The 17,181-nt window shown below is 71.2% G+C and carries 20 protein-coding genes; 7 read left to right on the forward strand and 13 right to left on the reverse strand.

Features of this window, described 5'->3' with window-relative positions; translation table 11 throughout:
• Positions 1-28: 28 nt before the first annotated feature.
• The gene (locus tag DY218_RS09570) at positions 29-604 is read right to left on the reverse strand and encodes a TerD family protein (RefSeq protein ID WP_128555498.1); all 576 of its coding nucleotides are present in this window, start codon (positions 602-604) and stop codon (positions 29-31) included.
• A gap of 248 nt (positions 605-852) precedes the next feature.
• Here DY218_RS09570 and DY218_RS09575 point away from each other — a divergent pair, with 248 nt between their 5' ends.
• From DY218_RS09575 to DY218_RS09590, 4 genes are all read left to right on the forward strand, one after another.
• On the forward strand, positions 853-1,842 hold the full coding sequence (locus DY218_RS09575) for an ROK family protein (protein WP_128555499.1): 990 nt from the start codon (positions 853-855) through the stop codon (positions 1,840-1,842).
• Complete coding sequence (gene nagA, locus DY218_RS09580; protein WP_128555500.1) at positions 1,842-2,996, forward strand: N-acetylglucosamine-6-phosphate deacetylase; 1,155 nt, start codon at positions 1,842-1,844, stop codon at positions 2,994-2,996. The genes DY218_RS09575 and nagA overlap by 1 nt, the downstream gene beginning before the upstream one ends.
• 305 nt (positions 2,997-3,301) lie before the next feature.
• Entirely contained in the window at positions 3,302-4,276 is a 975-nt protein-coding gene (locus DY218_RS09585; RefSeq protein ID WP_128555501.1) for a 1-phosphofructokinase family hexose kinase, read from the forward strand.
• Between the two features lie 54 nt (positions 4,277-4,330).
• A complete protein-coding gene (locus DY218_RS09590) occupies positions 4,331-5,182 on the forward strand; it encodes a class II fructose-bisphosphate aldolase (RefSeq protein WP_128555502.1) in 852 nt (283 codons plus the stop codon).
• 18 nt (positions 5,183-5,200) lie between these two features.
• On the opposite strand, the gene DY218_RS09595 is transcribed toward DY218_RS09590, so the two are convergent.
• Together DY218_RS09595 and cdgB are read right to left on the reverse strand one after the other, a co-directional pair.
• Entirely contained in the window at positions 5,201-6,181 is a 981-nt protein-coding gene (locus tag DY218_RS09595; RefSeq protein ID WP_128555503.1) for a carbohydrate-binding protein, read from the reverse strand.
• 195 nt (positions 6,182-6,376) lie between these two features.
• Entirely contained in the window at positions 6,377-8,050 is a 1,674-nt protein-coding gene (cdgB, locus tag DY218_RS09600; RefSeq protein ID WP_128555504.1) for a diguanylate cyclase CdgB, read from the reverse strand.
• Positions 8,051-8,618: 568 nt separating this feature from the next.
• Here cdgB and DY218_RS09605 point away from each other — a divergent pair.
• Positions 8,619-9,140 (forward strand): flavin reductase family protein, encoded by a 522-nt coding sequence (locus DY218_RS09605; RefSeq protein WP_128555564.1) that lies wholly within the window; start codon positions 8,619-8,621, stop codon positions 9,138-9,140.
• Positions 9,141-9,165: 25 nt separating this feature from the next.
• On the opposite strand, the gene DY218_RS09610 is transcribed toward DY218_RS09605, so the two are convergent.
• From DY218_RS09610 to DY218_RS09630, 5 genes are all read right to left on the reverse strand, one after another.
• Positions 9,166-9,828 (reverse strand): nucleotidyl transferase AbiEii/AbiGii toxin family protein, encoded by a 663-nt coding sequence (locus DY218_RS09610; RefSeq protein WP_128555505.1) that lies wholly within the window; start codon positions 9,826-9,828, stop codon positions 9,166-9,168.
• Entirely contained in the window at positions 9,825-10,178 is a 354-nt protein-coding gene (locus tag DY218_RS09615; RefSeq protein ID WP_128555506.1) for a transcriptional regulator, read from the reverse strand. Before DY218_RS09615 ends, DY218_RS09610 begins: the two co-directional genes overlap by 4 nt.
• A gap of 41 nt (positions 10,179-10,219) precedes the next feature.
• Positions 10,220-10,411, reverse strand: coding sequence for a hypothetical protein (locus DY218_RS09620; protein WP_128555507.1), 192 nt, complete (start codon positions 10,409-10,411; stop codon positions 10,220-10,222).
• A gap of 176 nt (positions 10,412-10,587) precedes the next feature.
• Complete coding sequence (locus DY218_RS09625; RefSeq protein ID WP_128555508.1) at positions 10,588-10,779, reverse strand: hypothetical protein; 192 nt, start codon at positions 10,777-10,779, stop codon at positions 10,588-10,590.
• A gap of 9 nt (positions 10,780-10,788) precedes the next feature.
• The gene (locus DY218_RS09630) at positions 10,789-11,640 is read right to left on the reverse strand and encodes a helix-turn-helix domain-containing protein (protein WP_128555509.1); all 852 of its coding nucleotides are present in this window, start codon (positions 11,638-11,640) and stop codon (positions 10,789-10,791) included.
• Between the two features lie 281 nt (positions 11,641-11,921).
• On the opposite strand from DY218_RS09630, the gene DY218_RS09635 reads away from it, so the two are divergent.
• On the forward strand, positions 11,922-12,506 hold the full coding sequence (locus DY218_RS09635) for an ATP-binding protein (RefSeq protein ID WP_128555510.1): 585 nt from the start codon (positions 11,922-11,924) through the stop codon (positions 12,504-12,506).
• Here the strand turns inward: DY218_RS09635 and DY218_RS09640 are convergent.
• The 4 genes from DY218_RS09640 to DY218_RS09655 all read right to left on the reverse strand — a co-directional run bounded on the left by DY218_RS09640 (position 12,496) and on the right by DY218_RS09655 (position 15,085).
• Positions 12,496-13,086 carry a hypothetical protein gene (locus DY218_RS09640; protein ID WP_128555511.1) on the reverse strand — a complete coding sequence of 197 codons (591 nt, stop codon included), beginning with the start codon at positions 13,084-13,086 and terminating at the stop codon, positions 12,496-12,498. The two genes, DY218_RS09635 and DY218_RS09640, sit on opposite strands and share 11 nt — an antisense overlap.
• Positions 13,083-13,550 carry a GNAT family N-acetyltransferase gene (locus DY218_RS09645; RefSeq protein ID WP_128555512.1) on the reverse strand — a complete coding sequence of 156 codons (468 nt, stop codon included), beginning with the start codon at positions 13,548-13,550 and terminating at the stop codon, positions 13,083-13,085. Before DY218_RS09645 ends, DY218_RS09640 begins: the two co-directional genes overlap by 4 nt.
• 8 nt (positions 13,551-13,558) lie before the next feature.
• The gene (arfB, locus tag DY218_RS09650) at positions 13,559-13,987 is read right to left on the reverse strand and encodes an alternative ribosome rescue aminoacyl-tRNA hydrolase ArfB (protein ID WP_128555513.1); all 429 of its coding nucleotides are present in this window, start codon (positions 13,985-13,987) and stop codon (positions 13,559-13,561) included.
• A 204-nt stretch (positions 13,988-14,191) separates the two neighbouring features.
• Complete coding sequence (locus DY218_RS09655; protein WP_128555514.1) at positions 14,192-15,085, reverse strand: SIS domain-containing protein; 894 nt, start codon at positions 15,083-15,085, stop codon at positions 14,192-14,194.
• Between the two features lie 182 nt (positions 15,086-15,267).
• Here DY218_RS09655 and DY218_RS09660 point away from each other — a divergent pair, with 182 nt between their 5' ends.
• On the forward strand, positions 15,268-16,563 hold the full coding sequence (locus tag DY218_RS09660; RefSeq protein ID WP_407703592.1) for an ABC transporter substrate-binding protein: 1,296 nt from the start codon (positions 15,268-15,270) through the stop codon (positions 16,561-16,563).
• 333 nt (positions 16,564-16,896) lie between these two features.
• On the opposite strand, the gene DY218_RS09665 is transcribed toward DY218_RS09660, so the two are convergent.
• Positions 16,897-17,154 (reverse strand): DUF3263 domain-containing protein, encoded by a 258-nt coding sequence (locus DY218_RS09665; RefSeq protein WP_128555516.1) that lies wholly within the window; start codon positions 17,152-17,154, stop codon positions 16,897-16,899.
• Positions 17,155-17,181: the final 27 nt, after the last annotated feature.

Consider the following 17,181-nt stretch of genomic DNA (forward strand, 5'->3'; position numbering starts at 1 on the left):
GTTCCTCGGTGACACGTCGGGCGACGGCTCAGATGTTGACGCCGAAGTCCTGGGCGATGCCCGAGAGGCCGGAGGCGTAACCCTGGCCGACCGCGCGGAACTTCCACTCCGCGCCGTTGCGGTACAGCTCGCCGAAGACCATGGCGGTCTCCGTGGCGGCGTCCTCGCTCAGGTCGTAGCGGGCGATCTCCTCGCCGCCGGCCTGGTTGACGATGCGGATGTAGGCGTTGCGCACCTGGCCGAAGTTCTGGCTGCGGGTCTCGGCGTCGTAGATCGAGACCGGGAAGACGATCTTGTCGACCTCGGCGGGGAGGCCCGCCAAGTTGACGTTGATCGCCTCGTCGTCGCCGTCGCCCTCACCGGTGCGGTTGTCGCCGGTGTGGACGATGGTCTGGTCCGGCGTCGACTTGTTGTTGAAGAAGACGAAGTGGCCGTCGGAGAAGACCTTGCTGTCCTCCTTGACCGCGATGGCGGAGGCGTCGAGGTCGAAGTCCGTGCCGGTGGTGGTGCGGACGTCCCAGCCGAGGCCGACCGTGACGGCGGTGAGGCCGGGTGCCTCCTTGGTGAGTGAGACGTTGCCGCCCTTGGACAGGCTTACAGCCATGGAAGTCCCTTCCCCTGAGGTGTCGCGTAGGTGTCGCGTGAGCTCCGTGCTGAGGACGAAGCTACCGTCACTCTCCCTAACGCCGAGGAGGGGTCGACAGGTTCCGGCCGTCTTTACTTTCTTTGCCTTCTTTCTCGGTGCGGGCTCGGTGCGTGCTCGGTGAGTGGTTGGTGAGTACTCGGTAAGTAGTAGCAACTTGCTCCGTAAGTGGACTAGACCTTTCGTCGGTTGTCGCGGACACTGTCCCCGTGAGACACGTCATCGCCCTTGATGTGGGCGGCACCGGGATGAAGGCCGCCCTGGTCGGGGCGGACGGCGCACTGCTGCACGAGGCCCGCCGGGCGACCGGACGCGAGCACGGCGCGGACGCCGTCGTGCGGAACATCCTCGACTTCGCGGCCGATCTGCGCCGCGTCGGCGAGGAGCGGTTCGGCGTCCCGGCCGAGGCGGCCGGAGTGGCGGTGCCCGGCATCATCGACGCCGAGCACGGGATCGCCGTCTTCGCCGCCAACCTCGGCTGGCGCGACGTCCCGCTGCGCCAACTCCTCTCCGAGCGCCTCGGGGCCCCGGTCGCCCTCGGACACGACGTACGCACCGGAGGCCTCGCCGAAGGACGGCTGGGCGCCGGCCGGGGCGCGGACCGCTTCCTGTTCCTCGCCCTCGGCACCGGCATAGCGGGCGCGATCGGCATCGACGGCCGGGTCGAGCCGGGGGCGCACGGCTCGGCGGGCGAGATCGGCCACATCGTCGTACGCCCCGACGGGCCGCCCTGCGGCTGCGGGCAGCGGGGCTGTCTGGAGCGTCTCGCCTCCGCATCAGCCGTCACCGAGGCCTGGGCCGCGGCGAGCGGCGACCCGGACGCGGACGCGGCGGACTGCGCCAAGGCCGTCGAATCGGGCGACCCGCGCGCCGTCGCCGTATGGCAGCAGGCGGTCGGCGCGCTCGCCGACGGGCTCGTCACCGCGCTCACCCTGCTCGACCCCCGGACGCTGATCATCGGTGGCGGACTGGCCGAAGCGGGGGAAACCTTGTTCCTACCGCTGCGGGCCGCCGTCGACGAGCGCATCACCTTCCAGCCGCGGCCCGGCATCGTCCCCGCCGCCCTCGGGGACACCGCCGGCTGCCTGGGCGCGGGCCTGCTCGCCTGGGACCTGCTCGCCGCGGAGGGCGACCTGGAGTCCCTACCCACCGCCCGGCCCGGCACCGACCCACGACAGTCCACGGAGGTTTCCACCTGATGGCCCCACGCAAGGTACTCACCGGCGCCCGCGTGGTGCTGCCCACCGGCACGGTCACGGACGGACGCGTGATCGTCGACGACACGGGCCGCATCGCCGGGCACGCCGCGGAGGGAGCCCCCGCCCTCGACCTGTCGGGCCACTGGATCGTCCCCGGCTTCGTGGACATCCACAATCACGGCGGCGGCGGCGCCTCCTTCACCTCCGGCACCGTGGACGAGGTGCTCACCGGGGTGCGCACCCACCGCGAGCACGGCACCACCACCGTCGTCGCCTCCACCGTCACCGGGGACATGGACTTCCTCGCCCAGCGGGCGGGCTTCCTGTCGGAGCTGACCGAGCAGGGCGAGATCGCCGGCATCCACTTCGAGGGACCGTTCATCTCGCCGTGCCGCAAGGGTGCACACAGCGAGGAGCTGCTGCGCGACCCCGACCCGGCCGAGGTCAGGAAGCTGCTCGACGCGGCGCGCGGCGCGGCCCGTATGGTCACCCTCGCCCCCGAGATGACCGGCGGGATCGACTCCGTACGGCTGCTCGCCGAGCACGGCGTGATCGCCGCGATCGGGCACACGGACGCGACGTACGAGCAGACCGTCGAGGCGATCGACGCGGGCGCCACCGTGGCCACCCACCTCTTCAACGCGATGCCGCCGCTCGGCCACCGTGAACCCGGGCCGATCGTCGCCCTGCTCGAGGACGAGCGGGTGACGGTGGAGCTGATCAACGACGGTACGCATCTGCATCGCGCCGCCCTCGAACTCGCCTTCCACCACGCGGGCCCCGACCGGGTCGCCTTCATCACGGACGCCATGGACGCGGCCGGGTTCGGCGACGGGCGCTACATGCTCGGCCCGCTGGAGGTCGAGGTGAAGGACAGCGTCGCGCGCCTGGTGGAGGGCGGCTCCATCGCCGGCTCGACGCTGACCCTCGACCGTGCCTTCAAGCGGGCGGTGACGATCGACAAGATCCCCGTGATCGACGTCGTCCGCGCCGTCTCGGAGAACCCGGCCAGGCTGCTCGGCGCCTACGACCGCGTGGGCTCCCTGGAGGCGGGCAAGGACGCGGACCTGGTCGTCCTCGACGAGGCGTACGACGTCAAGGGCGTGATGCGCAAGGGCGAGTGGATCGTGCAGCCGGCGGCCGCCCGGCCGTGATCGTCGGGTCCCGGCCGCCGGCCGGGACTTCGTCCGTGATGTCGTCTGTGCGCTCATGCTGCTTGTACACCGCTCGACGCGGATCGGTTCCCGATTCGCGACCAGCCCGCGACCGATCCGCCTCCGGCCCGCCGCCGATCCACCCCGATCCACTCACCGGACATCCCGTCCGAACCACCCCAAGAGGTACGTAACCCACGGTGGTTGGGCTCCCAGGGGGTGGGCCGCGCGGCCCGCGTTTGGCATGATCAGGACCGCATACGCGCATCGACACACGCACAGACGTCCTACCGGGGGTGGCACCCGTGATCCTCACGGTCACACTGAACACCGCCCTCGACGTCACCTATCGCGTACCGCGGCTGACCCCGCACGCCACCCACCGCGTCACCGCCGTCACCGAACGCCCCGGCGGCAAGGGCCTCAACGTGGCCCGCGTACTGGCCGCACTCGGCCACGAGGTGACCGTCACCGGCTTCGCGGGCGGCGCCACCGGCGCCACCCTGCGCACCCTCCTCACGGCCAGGCCCGACGGCCCCGACACCGCCGACCCCACTCCCACCGACGCCCTCGTCCCCGTCTCCGGCACAACCCGCCGCACCCTCGCGGTCGTCGACGACGCCACCGGCGACACCACCCAGCTCAACGAGCCCGGCCCGCTGATCTCCGGCACCGAGTGGCACACCCTCCTCGGTGTCTGCCGCGACCTGCTGCCCAGCGCCTCCGCCGTCGCCCTCTGCGGCAGCCTCCCGCCGGGCGTCCCGGTCGGCGCGTACGCCCAACTCGTGCGCGCCGCCCGCGCCGCGGACGTCCCGGTCCTCCTCGACACCAGCGGCGAACCACTGCGCCGCGGCATCGCCGCCCGCCCCGACCTGGTCAAGCCGAACGCCGCCGAGCTGGCCGAACTCACCGGATTCCAGGAGCCGTTGCGCGCCGCCCGGGAGGCCCGCAGGCGAGGCGCCCACGGAGTCGTCGCCTCACTCGGCGCGGACGGCCTGCTCGCCATGACCCCCGACGGCGGCTGGCGCGCCCAACCTCCCGCCCCCGTAAGGGGAAACCCCACCGGAGCGGGCGACTCCGCGGTCGCGGGACTGCTCGCCGGCATCGCCGCAGGAGACGACTGGCCCGCCCGCCTGAGCAGCGCGGTCGCCCTCTCGGCGGCCACCGTGGCGGCCCCGGTGGCGGGCGAGTTCGACCCGTCCACGTACGCGGAGCTGTACCCGAAAGTCACCGTCACGGAGGTGGCCACCCGGCCGCCCTCCGGACCCTCGGGCCCCTGAGGGGCGCCACCGATCCCTCGAGGGCCGCCACCCAGCCCGGAAAGCGCAGGATCCATGCCGCAGACGCCCACCGCCGAACTCATCGACGAGGCCCGCGAGAAGCACACCGCCGTCGCCGCCTTCAACGTCATCACCCTGGAGCACGCCGAGGCCGTCGCGGCCGGCGCGGAGCAGGCCGGCGCTCCCGCGATCCTGCAGATATCCGAGAACGCGGTGAAGTTCCACGGCGGTTCGCTCGCCGCGGTCACCGCCGCCACCGCCGCCGTCGCCCGGACCTCGTCGGCCCGGCTCGCCCTGCACCTGGACCACGTGGTCTCCGCGGACCTGCTGACCGCCGCGCTCGAAGCGGGCTACGGCTCGGTCATGGTCGACGCCTCGAAGCTCGGCTACGCGGACAACGTACGGGCCACCGCCGACGCCGTACGCCGCGGCCACGAGCGCGGAGTGTGGATCGAGGCCGAACTCGGCCGGGTCGGCGGCAAGGAGGGCGAACCGGCCCTCGACGCGCACACCCCCGGCGTCCGCACCGACCCCGCCGAGGCCGCCGCCTATGTCGCCGCGACCGGCGTCGACGCCCTCGCCGTCGCGGTCGGCTCCTCGCACGCGATGACCGAGCGGACAGCCGCCCTGGACCACGAGTTGATCGCGGCGCTGCGCGACGCCGTCCCCGTGCCGCTGGTGCTGCACGGCTCGAGCGGCGTCCCGGACGCGGAGATCCGCCGCGCGGTCGCCGCCGGCATGGTCAAGATCAATGTGGGCACGGCCCTCAACACGGCCTTCACCGGGGCGGTACGGGAGTATCTCGCCGCCCACCCCACGACCGTCGATCCCCGCAAGTACCTCGTCCCGGCCCGCGAGGCGATGGCCGGGACGGTGGCCCACTTCCTGGGGCTGCTCGGCGGATGACCGCCGGGCGGACCGGGCTCAGCTCTCCGGCCAGCCCTTCACGAGCCACACCTGGTCCAGGTCGGCCTCGCACTTGTCGCCCGGCTCGCAGGAGATCTTCAGGGTGTTGGTGCCCTCGCTGAGCATGACGTTCGCGTAGGTGCGGGTCCAGCCCTTCTCCCAGTCGCCCTCCTTCGCGCCGCTGAAGTTCTTCATGTTCAGCGGGCGGGTCTGGGACTTGCCGTTGACCGTGAGGGTGGTGGAGGCGTCCTTGCCGGGCACGCTGTAGCGGACGTAGAGGGTGTACTTGCCCTCCGCGGCGATGTCGTTGACGGTCCAGGTCGCGGATGCGCCGGGGTTGTTGAGCCCCGCGACGTACACCCCGCCCGCGGACTCGGCGCCCTCGTACTCGTTCGCCGTCGTCGTGCCGTTTGCCAGAGTCAGTGACTTGGCGTCGTCCTTCGGCAGCTCCGCCTCGGGCTTGTCCTCGTCCTTGCCCTTGTCGGCGTCGTCGGGCTTGTCGTTCCCGGCCGGCTTCTCGTTCTGCCCCTGGGAGTCCGAGGCCTGGCCGCCCTTGTCGCCCTCGCCCTCGTCGCCCGTCGCGATCGCCACACCGATACCGACGAGGACCGCGGCGACGACCGCGATCGCGCCGATCAGCAGCCCCTTCGTATTGGGACCGCCGCGGCCGCGGCCGCCCGGCGCACCGTGCCCGTACTGCGCGGGCGGCGGCCCCTGCCGGGCACCGTCGGCGCCGGCGAACGTCTCCGGGGCCGCGTAGTGGTTCGCGCCGTAGGCCGGCGACTGCTGCTGAGGGATCTGCGCCTGCGGCTGTGGAGGCTGCGGCGCACCGTACTGGCGCTCGCCGACCGTGCGGACCTGGCCGTACGAGCGGCTGGGGCCCGGGTAGCCGTAGCCGCCGCTGGGCGGGGTCGCTCCCGCGGCCTGCCCGTCCGCGTACAGGTAGCCGAAGGGGTCGTCGTCCTCGGGCGTGCTCGCGCCGTTGTTCCCGGGCGTCATCCCTTGGTCACTCCTCATGCAGGTCGAGTACAGCGTCGGCAGCGCGACGCCGTGGTGCTCCGTGCAGCCTCTGATGCTCTGTTGATGCTCTGTGCAGGCGCTGTCGACGGCTCGTCGCTCTTCAATCCGCCGAGCCTACCCGCTCCCGTCGGGCGGCACGGGGGTCGATGGCCCTGACACTCTTCTGACCTGGGCTTATCCGGCTCGCCTGTGCTGTTTGGCACGCGATCGTTTCTCGATGTACATCCGCTGGTCGGCCGACTGCAGGACTTCCTCCGCGGTCATCCCGCAGTGCGCCCAGCCGATGCCGAAGCTGGCCCCGACCCGTACGGCCCGTCCGTCCACCCGGATCGGCGGGATGATCGCGGAGCGCAGCCGGACCGCGAGATCGGCGGCGTCCGCGCGCCCGAGCCCGTCCGCGAGCACCACGAACTCGTCGCCGCCGAGCCGGGCCACCGTGTCCCCGTCCCGTACGCCTCCGGTGAGGCGGCGGGCCACCTCGATGAGTACGGCGTCGCCGGTGTGGTGCCCGAAGCGGTCGTTGATCGACTTGAAGCCGTCGAGGTCGCAGAAGAGCACCGCGAGGCCCTTGGTGCCGTCGTCGGTCGGCCCCTCCGGAGCGATCACGTGCACATGGTGGTCGTAGGCGCCGAGCGGCGGCGGGGGAGCGTCGAAGTGAAAGGTGTGGCCGCCGCTGTCCTGCACGGGGTCGTATCCGGAGTCGTACCCGGCCGGGCCGCCGTACGCGGCGTCGAGGGCGTCCACGGCGGTCGGCTGGACCGACATCGGCATGTTGCACAGCCGGGCGGCGAGGCGGGAGCGGAGCTCGGCCGAGTTGGGCAGGCCGGTGAGCGAGTCGTGCGAGGCGCGGTGCGCGAGCTGCAGTTCGCGGCGCTTGCGCTCTTCTATGTCCTCGACGTGGGTGAGCAGGAAGCGCGGACCGTCGGCGGCGTCGGCGACCACCGAATTGCGCAGCGAGACCCATAGATACGTGCCGTCGCGGCGGACCAGGCGCAGCTCGGCGCGGCCGCCCTCCGCAGACGTACGAAGGAGTGTGCCGACGTCCTCGGGGTGCACCAGATCGGAGAACGAGTAGCGGCGCATCGCCGAGGCGTTGCGGCCGAGGAGGCGGCACAGCGCGTCGTTGGACCTCAGGATCCGCCCGTGCTGGTCGCCGCCCATCTCCGCGATGGCCATCCCGGAGGGTGCGTACTCGAAGGCCTGCCGGAAGGACTCCTCGCTGGCACGCAGTGCCTGCTGTTCGCGCTCGAGGCGGACCAGGGCGCGCTGCATGTTTGCTCTGAGCCGGGCATTGCTGATTGCAATCGCGGCCTGGAAGGCGTACATCTGCAGCGCCTCGCGGGCCCAGGCGCCGGGCAGCCGGCCGTTGCGCGGCCGGTCCACGGAGATGACGCCGAGGAGCTCGCGCCCGGCCGTCGGCGAGTACATCGGGGCGAAGAGGCGGTCGGCGGGATGCCACTCGTCCTCGAAGCGGGGGGCCGGGCCGTCGGTGTGCCACTGGGGCACGTCGTCCTCGTCGAGCACCCAGCCCTCGGTGTGCGAGATGAACCGCAGGTCGCCCCAGGCCTCGCCCATGGTCAGGCGGCGGTCCCAGGAGGCGCGGGAGCCGACCCGGCCGGTGATCAGGGCCTCTGCGGCCGGATCGCCCGCGAAGGCGGCGATGACCAGGTCTCCGTCGGGCCGTACGAGGTTCACGCACGCCAGTCCGTAGCCGAGGCCGGTCACGATGCCGTCCGCGACGGTCTGCAGGGTGTCTGCCAGGCTCCGGGCGGTGTTCAGCTCCGCGACGGCCTGGTGCAGCTGCCGCAGGGTCGCAAGACGGACGTAGGGCTCCGACTCGGTCTCCATGCTCGCTCTCCCCGAGACCTCGACAGCAACTCCAGGATTCGCATCGCCCGCCCGTCTGCCTCCTCCGCCCCGGGCGGAGGCCTTGCGGGTCGTGTCTTTCGTACTCGCCTTTCGTACGCGGCCGGCACTCGGTCAGTACTCGGTCAGCACTCAGTGCCTCGTGGCCTCCGCCACTGAATCACAGTGAGCTGTACGGCCGGTACACAGGGTCAACAAATTCTGACTGCTGTGACTCAAGTCACAAGGGTGCGGCGCGAGATGGTGCATGGGCGACAGTACCCGTCCGCCCGGCTGCCCGCCCTTCTGGAACGCAAAGCGGGCCTTCGCGCAGGTGGCGAGCGACCAGAGGTCTGGACCAAGGGGCTCGGGAGGGACTCGGTCGGACGTCGGGAAGGGCTTAGGACTGCGGCCCGATGTGCCGCGCCGCGGACGGGATTAGCGTCGGAGGCGTACCCCTCGCCTGAAGGTCCGAAGGTCGTGTCCCGTGCTCGAGTCCGCTGTCGTCCCACCCGTACCGCGCCCCGCTGTGCATGCTGAGGGGGTGAGCAACGACGAGTTCCGCGCCGCCATGTCCCGGCTCGCAGCCGGCGTGGTCCTGGTGACGGCCTGTGAACCGCCCCTCGGCGAGGACCCGCCCGCGGCCGCCGGACCGCCCGCCGCCCGGCACGACATCACGCGCGGCGAGGACGTGGGGATGACCGCGACGGCCTTCATGTCGGTCTCGCTCGACCCGCCGCTGGTCCTCGTCAGCCTCCGCAACGGCTCCCGGATGGACGACCTGCTCGACGAACAGCCGCTGTGGGGCGTCTCGGTGCTCTCCGAGAGCCAGCGGCACATCGCGGGCCGCTTCGCGATGAAGGGCCGCATCAGCGACCGCCTCCTCTTCGACGACATCGCGTACACCCGCGGCGAGTACTCCTACGCCCCCTTGGTCGGCGGCGCCCTCGCCACCCTGGAATGCCGTACGGAACAACGCGTCGTCGCCGGCGACCACACCCTCGTCATCGGCCGCGTCCTGACGGCTTCCCTGCCATCGGGCTCGGGCGGGCCGCTGGCGTACTTCCGGGGGAAGTATCGGCAGTTGGGGTGATAGGACCGCGGCGGCCGTCCGGCCCTCAGGCCGGGTCGTCGCGGTGGAGCCGACGGGCGAGGTCGTCGCTCCACTGCTGCGCCCAGGAGCGCAGCGCACTCACCGCCGCCTCGTCCAGCCCGTAGCCGGCGAACTCGGCATCGTCGATCCAGTCGGCGCCCGCGAGCCGCAGTTGCAGGTCTTCGAGGTCGAAGACCTCGCGGGCGTGACGGCGGCCGAGCTCCTCCAGGTCGGTGTTCGTCCAGCGGCGGCTCGCGGCGAAGCAGTCCAACAGGTCTCGGGCCGCGCCCCGGTCGGCGAGAGCACGGACCTTCGTCCCGAGGAGATCCTCTTCCGCGAGGACCGGGCCGTACTTGCTGTGCGCGATCGGCCGGGTGAAGGTCTCCTTCAGGACGTCGACTTCACACCCGGTGCCCAGCGCTGGGGCGGTGACGTGGAACCGAGCGGACAGCGGCGCAATCTCGATGACCTCCACCTGCCAGCCGCGCTCCGCGAGGCCCGAGTCGAGGGTCGCGGCGACCTCGGTCATGGGCAGGGAAGTCTGGGTCGCCACGTCCAGGTCGTTGCTGGTGCGCTCGAGCAGTTCGTGGGCCTGGACGCCGTAGCCGCCGGTCAGCACCAGCGGGAAGGGCGCACCGATCGCGACCACGTCGGCCAGGAGGCGGGCGTGCAGGTCGGGCATCGTCATGCAGCGGCCTGGGCGGCCCGGCGCAGCTGCGGGAAGGCGTCCTCCCAGACGTCGCGCACGCTGCGGCCGATGAGGGTGCGCAGCGTCGGCCACAGCGAGAGGAGCAGGTCCTGGTTGAGGTGGCGGCACAGGTCCTCGCGCATGCCTTCTGCGAGGACGGTGCGGTACAGGCCCATGCGCTGGCGCGGATTGGCGAGGTCGAAGGTGTTCAGGCCGGACCAGACGACGTGGAGGGGCAGCTCGACGGTGCCACTGGTCGGGCCGGTCAGCTCCGCCAGCGAGGCAGGCAGGCGTCGGGCGAATTTCACCCGGTGCTGCTCCGCCTCGCTCATTTCGTCAGTGTGCGACATGGGTCGATTATCACCTATCACCCGTCCGGTGAGGGCGGCGCTCAGAGGAGGTGGTCGGCCTTGCCGGACTTGATGTCGAGGATCAGTTGACGGAGGGCGTCGCGGGAGTCGGTGATGGGGTGGGCCTCGTCGCCGGCGACGGCGATGTAGCCGTTGCCGGCCTGGTCGGTGCCGAGGCGGAAGCAGGCGTTGCCCTCCGCGCAGTAGGGCGCTTCCCAGGTGATGTCCGGCATGGCTGTGTCTCCTCAGAGTCGATGTGCGAGCGTCCGGATGAATTCGCGTGACTGCGGGGCGGGTAGGGCGAGCTTCTCGACTAGGTCGAGCAGTGACCGGTACTTGGTCAACTGCGCCTCTGCGTCCAGGAATTCCGGACCGTGGGCACTGTCGACCTGCGCTCGTGCGGCGGCGGTCAGAGGAGATGGTCGGCCTTGCCGGACTTGATGTCGAGGATCAGTTGGCGGAGGGCGTCGCGGGAGTCGGTGATGGGGTGGGCCTCGTCGCCGGCGACGGCGATGTAGCCGTTGCCGGCCTGGTCGGTGCCGAGGCGGAAGCAGGAGTTGCCTTCGCCGCAGAACGGGTCTTCCCAATCGATTGCAGACACGATTCCTCCTCAGAGTTGTGCTGCGATTGTACGGATGGCGGACCGGGACTCATCCGCGGTAAGCGCGATCCTCTCCATCCAGTCCAAGTGGGCCCGGTACTTCTCCAACTGTCCTTGCGCATACAGGAAGTCGGGGCCGTGCGTGTTGTCGATCTGCACGGTGTCCAGCTCCGGGACCGCGCCTTGGGCCAGGATGACCGTCTGCCCGGCGCCGGGGAAGGCGCCCGCCTCGAAAGGGATCACGCGTAGCGTGATGTTGGGCTGCTCGGACTTGGCCATGAGGTGTTCGAGCTGTGCACGGGCCGCGGCCCTCCCGCCGAACTGCATGCGAAGCGCCGCCTCATGGATCAGCGCCGTGTAGGGGATGCCCCGGTCGGCGTCCAGGACGTGCTGTCGTTCGATCCGGAGGGCGAGCCGCAGGGCGATCTCGTGCTCCGGAAGTTCGGGTACGACGACCCGGAAGATGGCCAAGGCGTGGTCCGACGTCTGGAGGAGCCCAGGCATGTGCATGGAATACGCACCCCGCATTGCGGTCGCCGCGGCCTCCAACTCCGCGATTTCCAGCAGCCCTTGCGGAAGCGCACCGCGGTATTGCTCCCACCATCCGCGAGGTCGAGGGGCGGCCATGGCCGCGAGCGCCTCGACGTACTCCTTGTCCGTGCGGCCGCAGTTGCATGCGAGCGTGCGTACACGTTCCGGGCTGATGGCGCGGGAGCCGGACTCGATGTTGGAGATCTTGCCTCGGTCCACGCCCAGTAGGCCCGCCGCGAATTCGGCGGTCACTCCGGCCGCTGCCCGCATCCTGCGAATCTCGGCGCCCAGGCGTCGTTGACGCTCCGTGGGTGCTGTCCTCGCTGACATGTCGCTCCTTCGTGGGGTGGCTCAAGTGTGCCCTGTGGGCCCCGAATCGACCGTCAACGGGGTGAAGTTGCGGTTTTCGCGGGCCAAAGTTACCCCGAGCATGCTCTACTCTTCGTAACGCACCAACCACACGCCGGAGTCGGAAGCGCATCGCGCGAGCCTGCCCATTTCTTCCTGCCCTGGGAAGGGCTGGGTTCGCGTCAGGGAGACAGGCCACCGTTCGCCGGCGTGACCGCGCGCCTGCGCGATCTCAACGAACCCTCACTGTCAGGGAGTTCACCATGTACATCGTCGATCCCAGAGCCCTTTCCAGTCTCAGCGAAGGCCTCCCGGAATCGGGCCCCGTGCCCTGCAGCGCGGCCGGCCCTGTGACGCCCGCCCCGTCGTCCGGGCAACTGCCGTCCGGACTGGGCCCGTTCGCGTACAGTCTCACGCTCCCCGCCGCCCCGCCGTCCGCCGGTGTCGCCCGCGCGGCGATCCGTACCACCCTCGATGCGCACGGCCTGACGTCACTGCTCTTCCCGGCCGTCCTCCTGGTCAGCGAACTCGTCGTGGCGGCAACGCACTTCACGCCCTCCCCGGACATCTACGTCTCGCTCCGCTACCGCGAAGAGGCCTGCGCCGCCGACGTCGATCCACCGGGCCCAGGCACACTCCGCCTGATCGCCTACGACGGCCACCCGCCCCATACTTCACCCCACCTCGGCGCCCTCTGTGATGCCCGCCGCCGTACCGCCCTGCGCGTGCTCGCCGCGGTCGTCGAGGCCTGTCACGGCACGTGGGGTTTCGGTGCCTCCCCGGAGCCCGGTGGCGGCACCCGTACCTGGGCCACGATCTCCAACTCCGGCCCTGCTGCTACCTGGTGACGCCTCCCGCGTACCGCGCCCGGCCCGCCCAGAACCGGTGGACGGCCCACCCTGCCCCCAGCGCGCATCCTGCCCATACGGCGACCTCCGCGACCACGACGGTCGCCGTCACCCTCGGATACGGCCGAGGCGGAAGAAGCAGCATCTGCACCGCGGCACCGACCGGCACCGTCAGGGCGGCGACCAGCCCCACGACGCCAGGCCGTCGGGCGGCGGCCCCGACCATGCCGAGCAGCAGTCCCAGCGGCACGCCTGCCACGAGCCAGTCCACCGCATCCGTGCCCGCACCCCAGCCGAGAACATCCACCGTGTAGTACGCGGAAGTTGCCGCGATTAGGGCCGTCGCACCGGAAAGCGCGCCACGTCCGACAGCCCCGGCCAGAAACCCCATGGCCACGGCCAGCGCGGCCCACGCCCAGCCGGCATCCAGAAGCAGGCTCAGCACTTTGGCGCAACTGGCCCACACGGTGCCGTCGATCCCCCGCCCCGGCGCCACGTACGGCGACGACAACGCATTGGTGAGCGACGCGGCTGCTCCGAAGGCCACTCCTGCGGCGAGGGTCCTGGCTGTGAACTTCACGTGGGCAGGCCGCCACGAGGTCGTGCAGGGACCCGGGACATGAAGACGTCCACCGGGTCCTCCGAGTCGAGGGTGAAGGCGTGGCGTTCGTAGAGGTGGCGGGCCGGGCTGCCGTGGAGGACGTTCAGGCGGACGAGGGGGACGGCGTCGTGGTCGCAGCGGGCGAGGAGTTCGCGCAGGACGGCTGTGCCGATGCCGGAGCCCTGGAGGTGCGGGGCGAGGTAGAAGTGCTCGAGCCAGTGGGCGTCGGGGGTCGGGCGCAGGGCCACGCAGCCGGCGAACTCGTCGTCGTACTCGATGACTTGGGTGTGGGAGGGGTCGAAGCCGTCGCGGAGGCGCTGGCGTACGCGGTGGGGGTCGTAGCGGCCGAGGCGTTCCAGGTCCGGGCGGAGTACGACGGCGCGGAGCTCGGCGATGGGTTCCACGTCGTGGGCCGTGGCGGGGCGGAGGTGCCAGTGGTGCATGGGGTTCGTCAGGTCCAGTTCCGGCCGGAGCGGCCGCGCTTGGTCTCGCTGCGGGCCTTCTTCTGGCGGAGGCGGCGTTCGTTGATGCCGCGGGGGATCTTGGTCTTGCGGCGGGGGCGGGGTGGTGGGGCCGTCGCTTCGGCGAGGAGCGCGGCGAGGCGGGTCGCGGCCATGTCGCGGTTGCGCCACTGGGAGCGGTGCTCGGAAGCCCGTACGGTGATCACGCCGTCGACGAGGCGGGAGGCGAGGCGCTCCAGGGCGCGCTCCTTCCAGACGTCCGGCAGGGCCTCGGTCTTCGCGAGGTCGAAGCTGAGCTCGACGCGGGAGTCGCTGGTGTTCACGTGCTGGCCGCCGGGGCCGGAGGAGCGGGTGAAGCGCCACGTCAGCTCCGCCTGGGGCAGGGTGACGTCTCCGCGGATCACATAGGGGCCGGACATGGCCCCTATGGTCCCCGGTTCGTCGCTGCGCGTCACGCTGGTTTTTTTGCCCCGGGCCCGCCCCTTCCCGAAACCGGGGCTGTGCGCCCCTGGGCCCCCTTGTCCTCAAGCGCCGGACGGGCTGAACAGATGTCCTCAAACGCCGGACGGGCTGGATCGATGCCGGTCGGGCTGGATCGATGCCGGTCGGGGTGATGGTCAGGGTCAGGGGAGGATCACGCTTCGGGAGAGGTTGCGGGGGCGGTCGGGGTCGTGGCCCTTGGATTCGGCGAGGGCGACGGCCAGGCGCTGGGCGCGGATCAGGTCCGCCAGCGGGTCCGCGTCCTGGCGGGCGACGAGGTGGCCGCCGACGCGGGCGACGTCGCCGGCGAGGCCCTCCGGCAGGTTCCCGAACATCCAGGCCACCCGCCCCGGCCCCGTGATCGAGATCGGCCCGTGCCGGTACTCCATCGCCGGGTACGCCTCCGTCCACGCGCCCGCGGCCTCCCGCATCTTCAGGCCCGCCTCGAGCGCGAGCCCGTACGTCCAGCCGCGGCCGAGGAACGTCCACTGCTCCGCGCCGAGCACCGCCTCCGGCAGCGGCTCGGTCACCGCGAGCTCCGCGTCGACCGCCGCCTCCGCCACCGGCTTCACCCCGGGGACGTCCCCGAGGCCGGCCCGCAGGAACGCCAGGGCCGTGGTCGCGAAGCGGGTCTGTACGACGGACTCCTCGTCCGCGAAGTCCAGTACGGCGACGGCGTCCGCGGCCTCCATCACGGGCGTCTTCGGATCGGCGGTCAGCGCCGACGTCGGTACGGTGCCGCGCAGTTCGCCGAGCAGGTCGAGCACCTCGGTCGTGGTGCCGGACCGGGTGATCGCCACCACCCGGTCGTAGCGCCGCCCGGCCGGGAACTCCGAGGACGCGAAGGCGTCCGTCTCGCCCTGCCCCGCGGCCTCCCGCAGCGCCGCATAGGCGATCGCCATGAACCAGGAGGTGCCGCAGCCCGTCACCGCGACCCGCTCGCCCGCCCGCGGCAGGCCGTCGAAGGCGTCGGCGGCCTCGGCCGCGCGGCGCCAGCAGCTCGGCTGGGTTGCTATTTCTGCTGCGGTACGTGACATGCGCGTGCGGCTCCTCGAGCAGGCAGGACAGCGGGGGACGGGACGTGCATAGCAGGTGGGAGGGGGCGCGGGCAACGGTGGCCCCGCGTTGCAGAGGCCGCACGGCCGTTGCCGAAGCGAGACCTAGGTGGTGTAGACCTATGGGGCGGTCCGCGCGCAGGCGCGAGCGGTCCGACAGCGGAATGCGGCAACACACGAGGGTGGGCAAAGCGGTGCAGCGGCGTAGGACTGTTCTGACGGCGGTGGCGGCCGCGCTGGGGATGACGGCTGTGCTCGCGGGCTGCGGGATGACCTCCGGCTCGGACGAGGTCACCCTCAAGCTGGTCGCGGCCGACTACGGCGAGAACAAGGGCAACAGCTCGCAGAAGTACTGGGACGCCCTGGTCGAGGACTTCGAGGCCGAGCACTCCGGGATCAAGGTCGACGTCGACGTCTACTCCTGGAAGGACGTGGACGCGAAGGTCGCGGCGATGGTCCGCAAGGGCGAGGCCCCGGACATGGCCCAGATCGGCGCGTACGCCGACTACGCGGCGGCCGGCAAGCTCTACAGCGCCGACGAGCTGCTCTCGGTGCCGGTGCAGTCGGACTTCCTGCCCTCGCTGACCGAGGCGGGCGAGCTGAAGCGGGTGCAGTACGGTCTGCCGTTCGCATCCTCGACGCGGCTGCTCTTCTACAACAAGAAGCTGTTCAAGAACGCCTCGCTCACCCCGCCGAAGACCTGGTCGCAGCTCGCCCAGGACGCGGGGACGCTGAAGGCGCGCGGGGTGAAGTATCCCTTCGCGCTGCCGCTCGGCGCGGAGGAGGCGCCGGCCGAGACGCTGATCTGGATGCTCAGTGGCGGCGCCGGCTACACGGACACGGCCGGCTCGTACACGCTCGACGACGAGCAGAACGTGAAGACCTTCGACTGGCTGAAGAACAAGCTGGTCACCCCCGGACTCACGGGCCCGGTGGCGCCCGCGGACCTGAACCGGCAGGACGCCTTCGACGCGTTCACGCGCGGCGAGGTCGGGATGCTCAACGGCCATCCGACGCTGATGAAGCAGGCGCGGGCGAAGGGCATCGACTTCGGGATGGTGCCGATGCCGGGGCCGGACGGCAAGACGAGCGCGACGATGGGTGTCGCGGACTGGATGATGGGCTTCAAGCAGAACGGGCACCGGGACGAGATCGGTCAGTTCCTCGACTTCGTGTACAGCGAGAAGAACGTCGTCGAGTTCTCCGAGCGCTACAACATCCTGCCGGTGACCACGTCGGCGTCCGATGCGATGGCTGCGGATTCCTCGCACAAGGCGCTGAAGCCGTTCATCGAGGAGCTGGGCTCCTCGCGGCTCTACCCGGTGGGTAAGACGTCCTGGGCGCAGGTCAGCGCGGAGATCAAGAAGCGGATCGGCGGAGCGGTGTCCCGTTCGGGGAGTCCGGGGTCTGTCCTCGGCTCCTTGCAGACGTACGCGTCCGCGGCGGAGGCCGCGGAGTAGTACGGGATCCGGCGTCCGGCATCCCCCAGCCCGTCCGGCGTTTGAGGACATCTCTTGCCCCGCGGGGCAGGGGGCCGGAAATTTCAGCCTGTCCGGCGTTTGAGGACATCCTTTGACGCGCACGTCAGTGGGCCCGCGGCCCAAAAGATGTCCTCAATCGCCGGACGGGCTGGGGGTGCCGGTCGGTGGGCCCGCGGCCCAAAGGATGTCCTCAATCGCCGGACGGGCTGGGGGTGCGCGTCGGGCCGAGGGATGCGGGTTCCTGACCCGCTGGACAAGAGATGTCCTCAATCGCCGGACGGGCTGGGGGATGCCGGAAGGGCTGCAGTAGACCTACCTCGCTTCGCGACGGATGTCGCGTACGCGGCGGAGGCGGTTGACCGTCACAGGGTCATGAGCCACCGCCCGTACGTCGTCGAGCAGCGCACCCAGCCGCTGGTAGTACCGCGCGGGCGACATGTCGAGCTCCTCGCGGATCGCCCGCTCCTTCACCCCGGCCGAAGGCCACTCCCGCCGCTCCATGGCCAGCACGGCCAGATCCCGCTCCGACAACCCCGCAGGCCGCGACCGCGGCCCCTGCTCCTCACCCATGCGTCCACGCTAACGCCGGCCGCGCCC

The sequence above is a fragment of the Streptomyces triticagri genome (assembly GCF_003429565.1).
Taxonomy (GTDB): Bacteria; Actinomycetota; Actinomycetes; order Streptomycetales; family Streptomycetaceae; genus Streptomyces; species Streptomyces triticagri.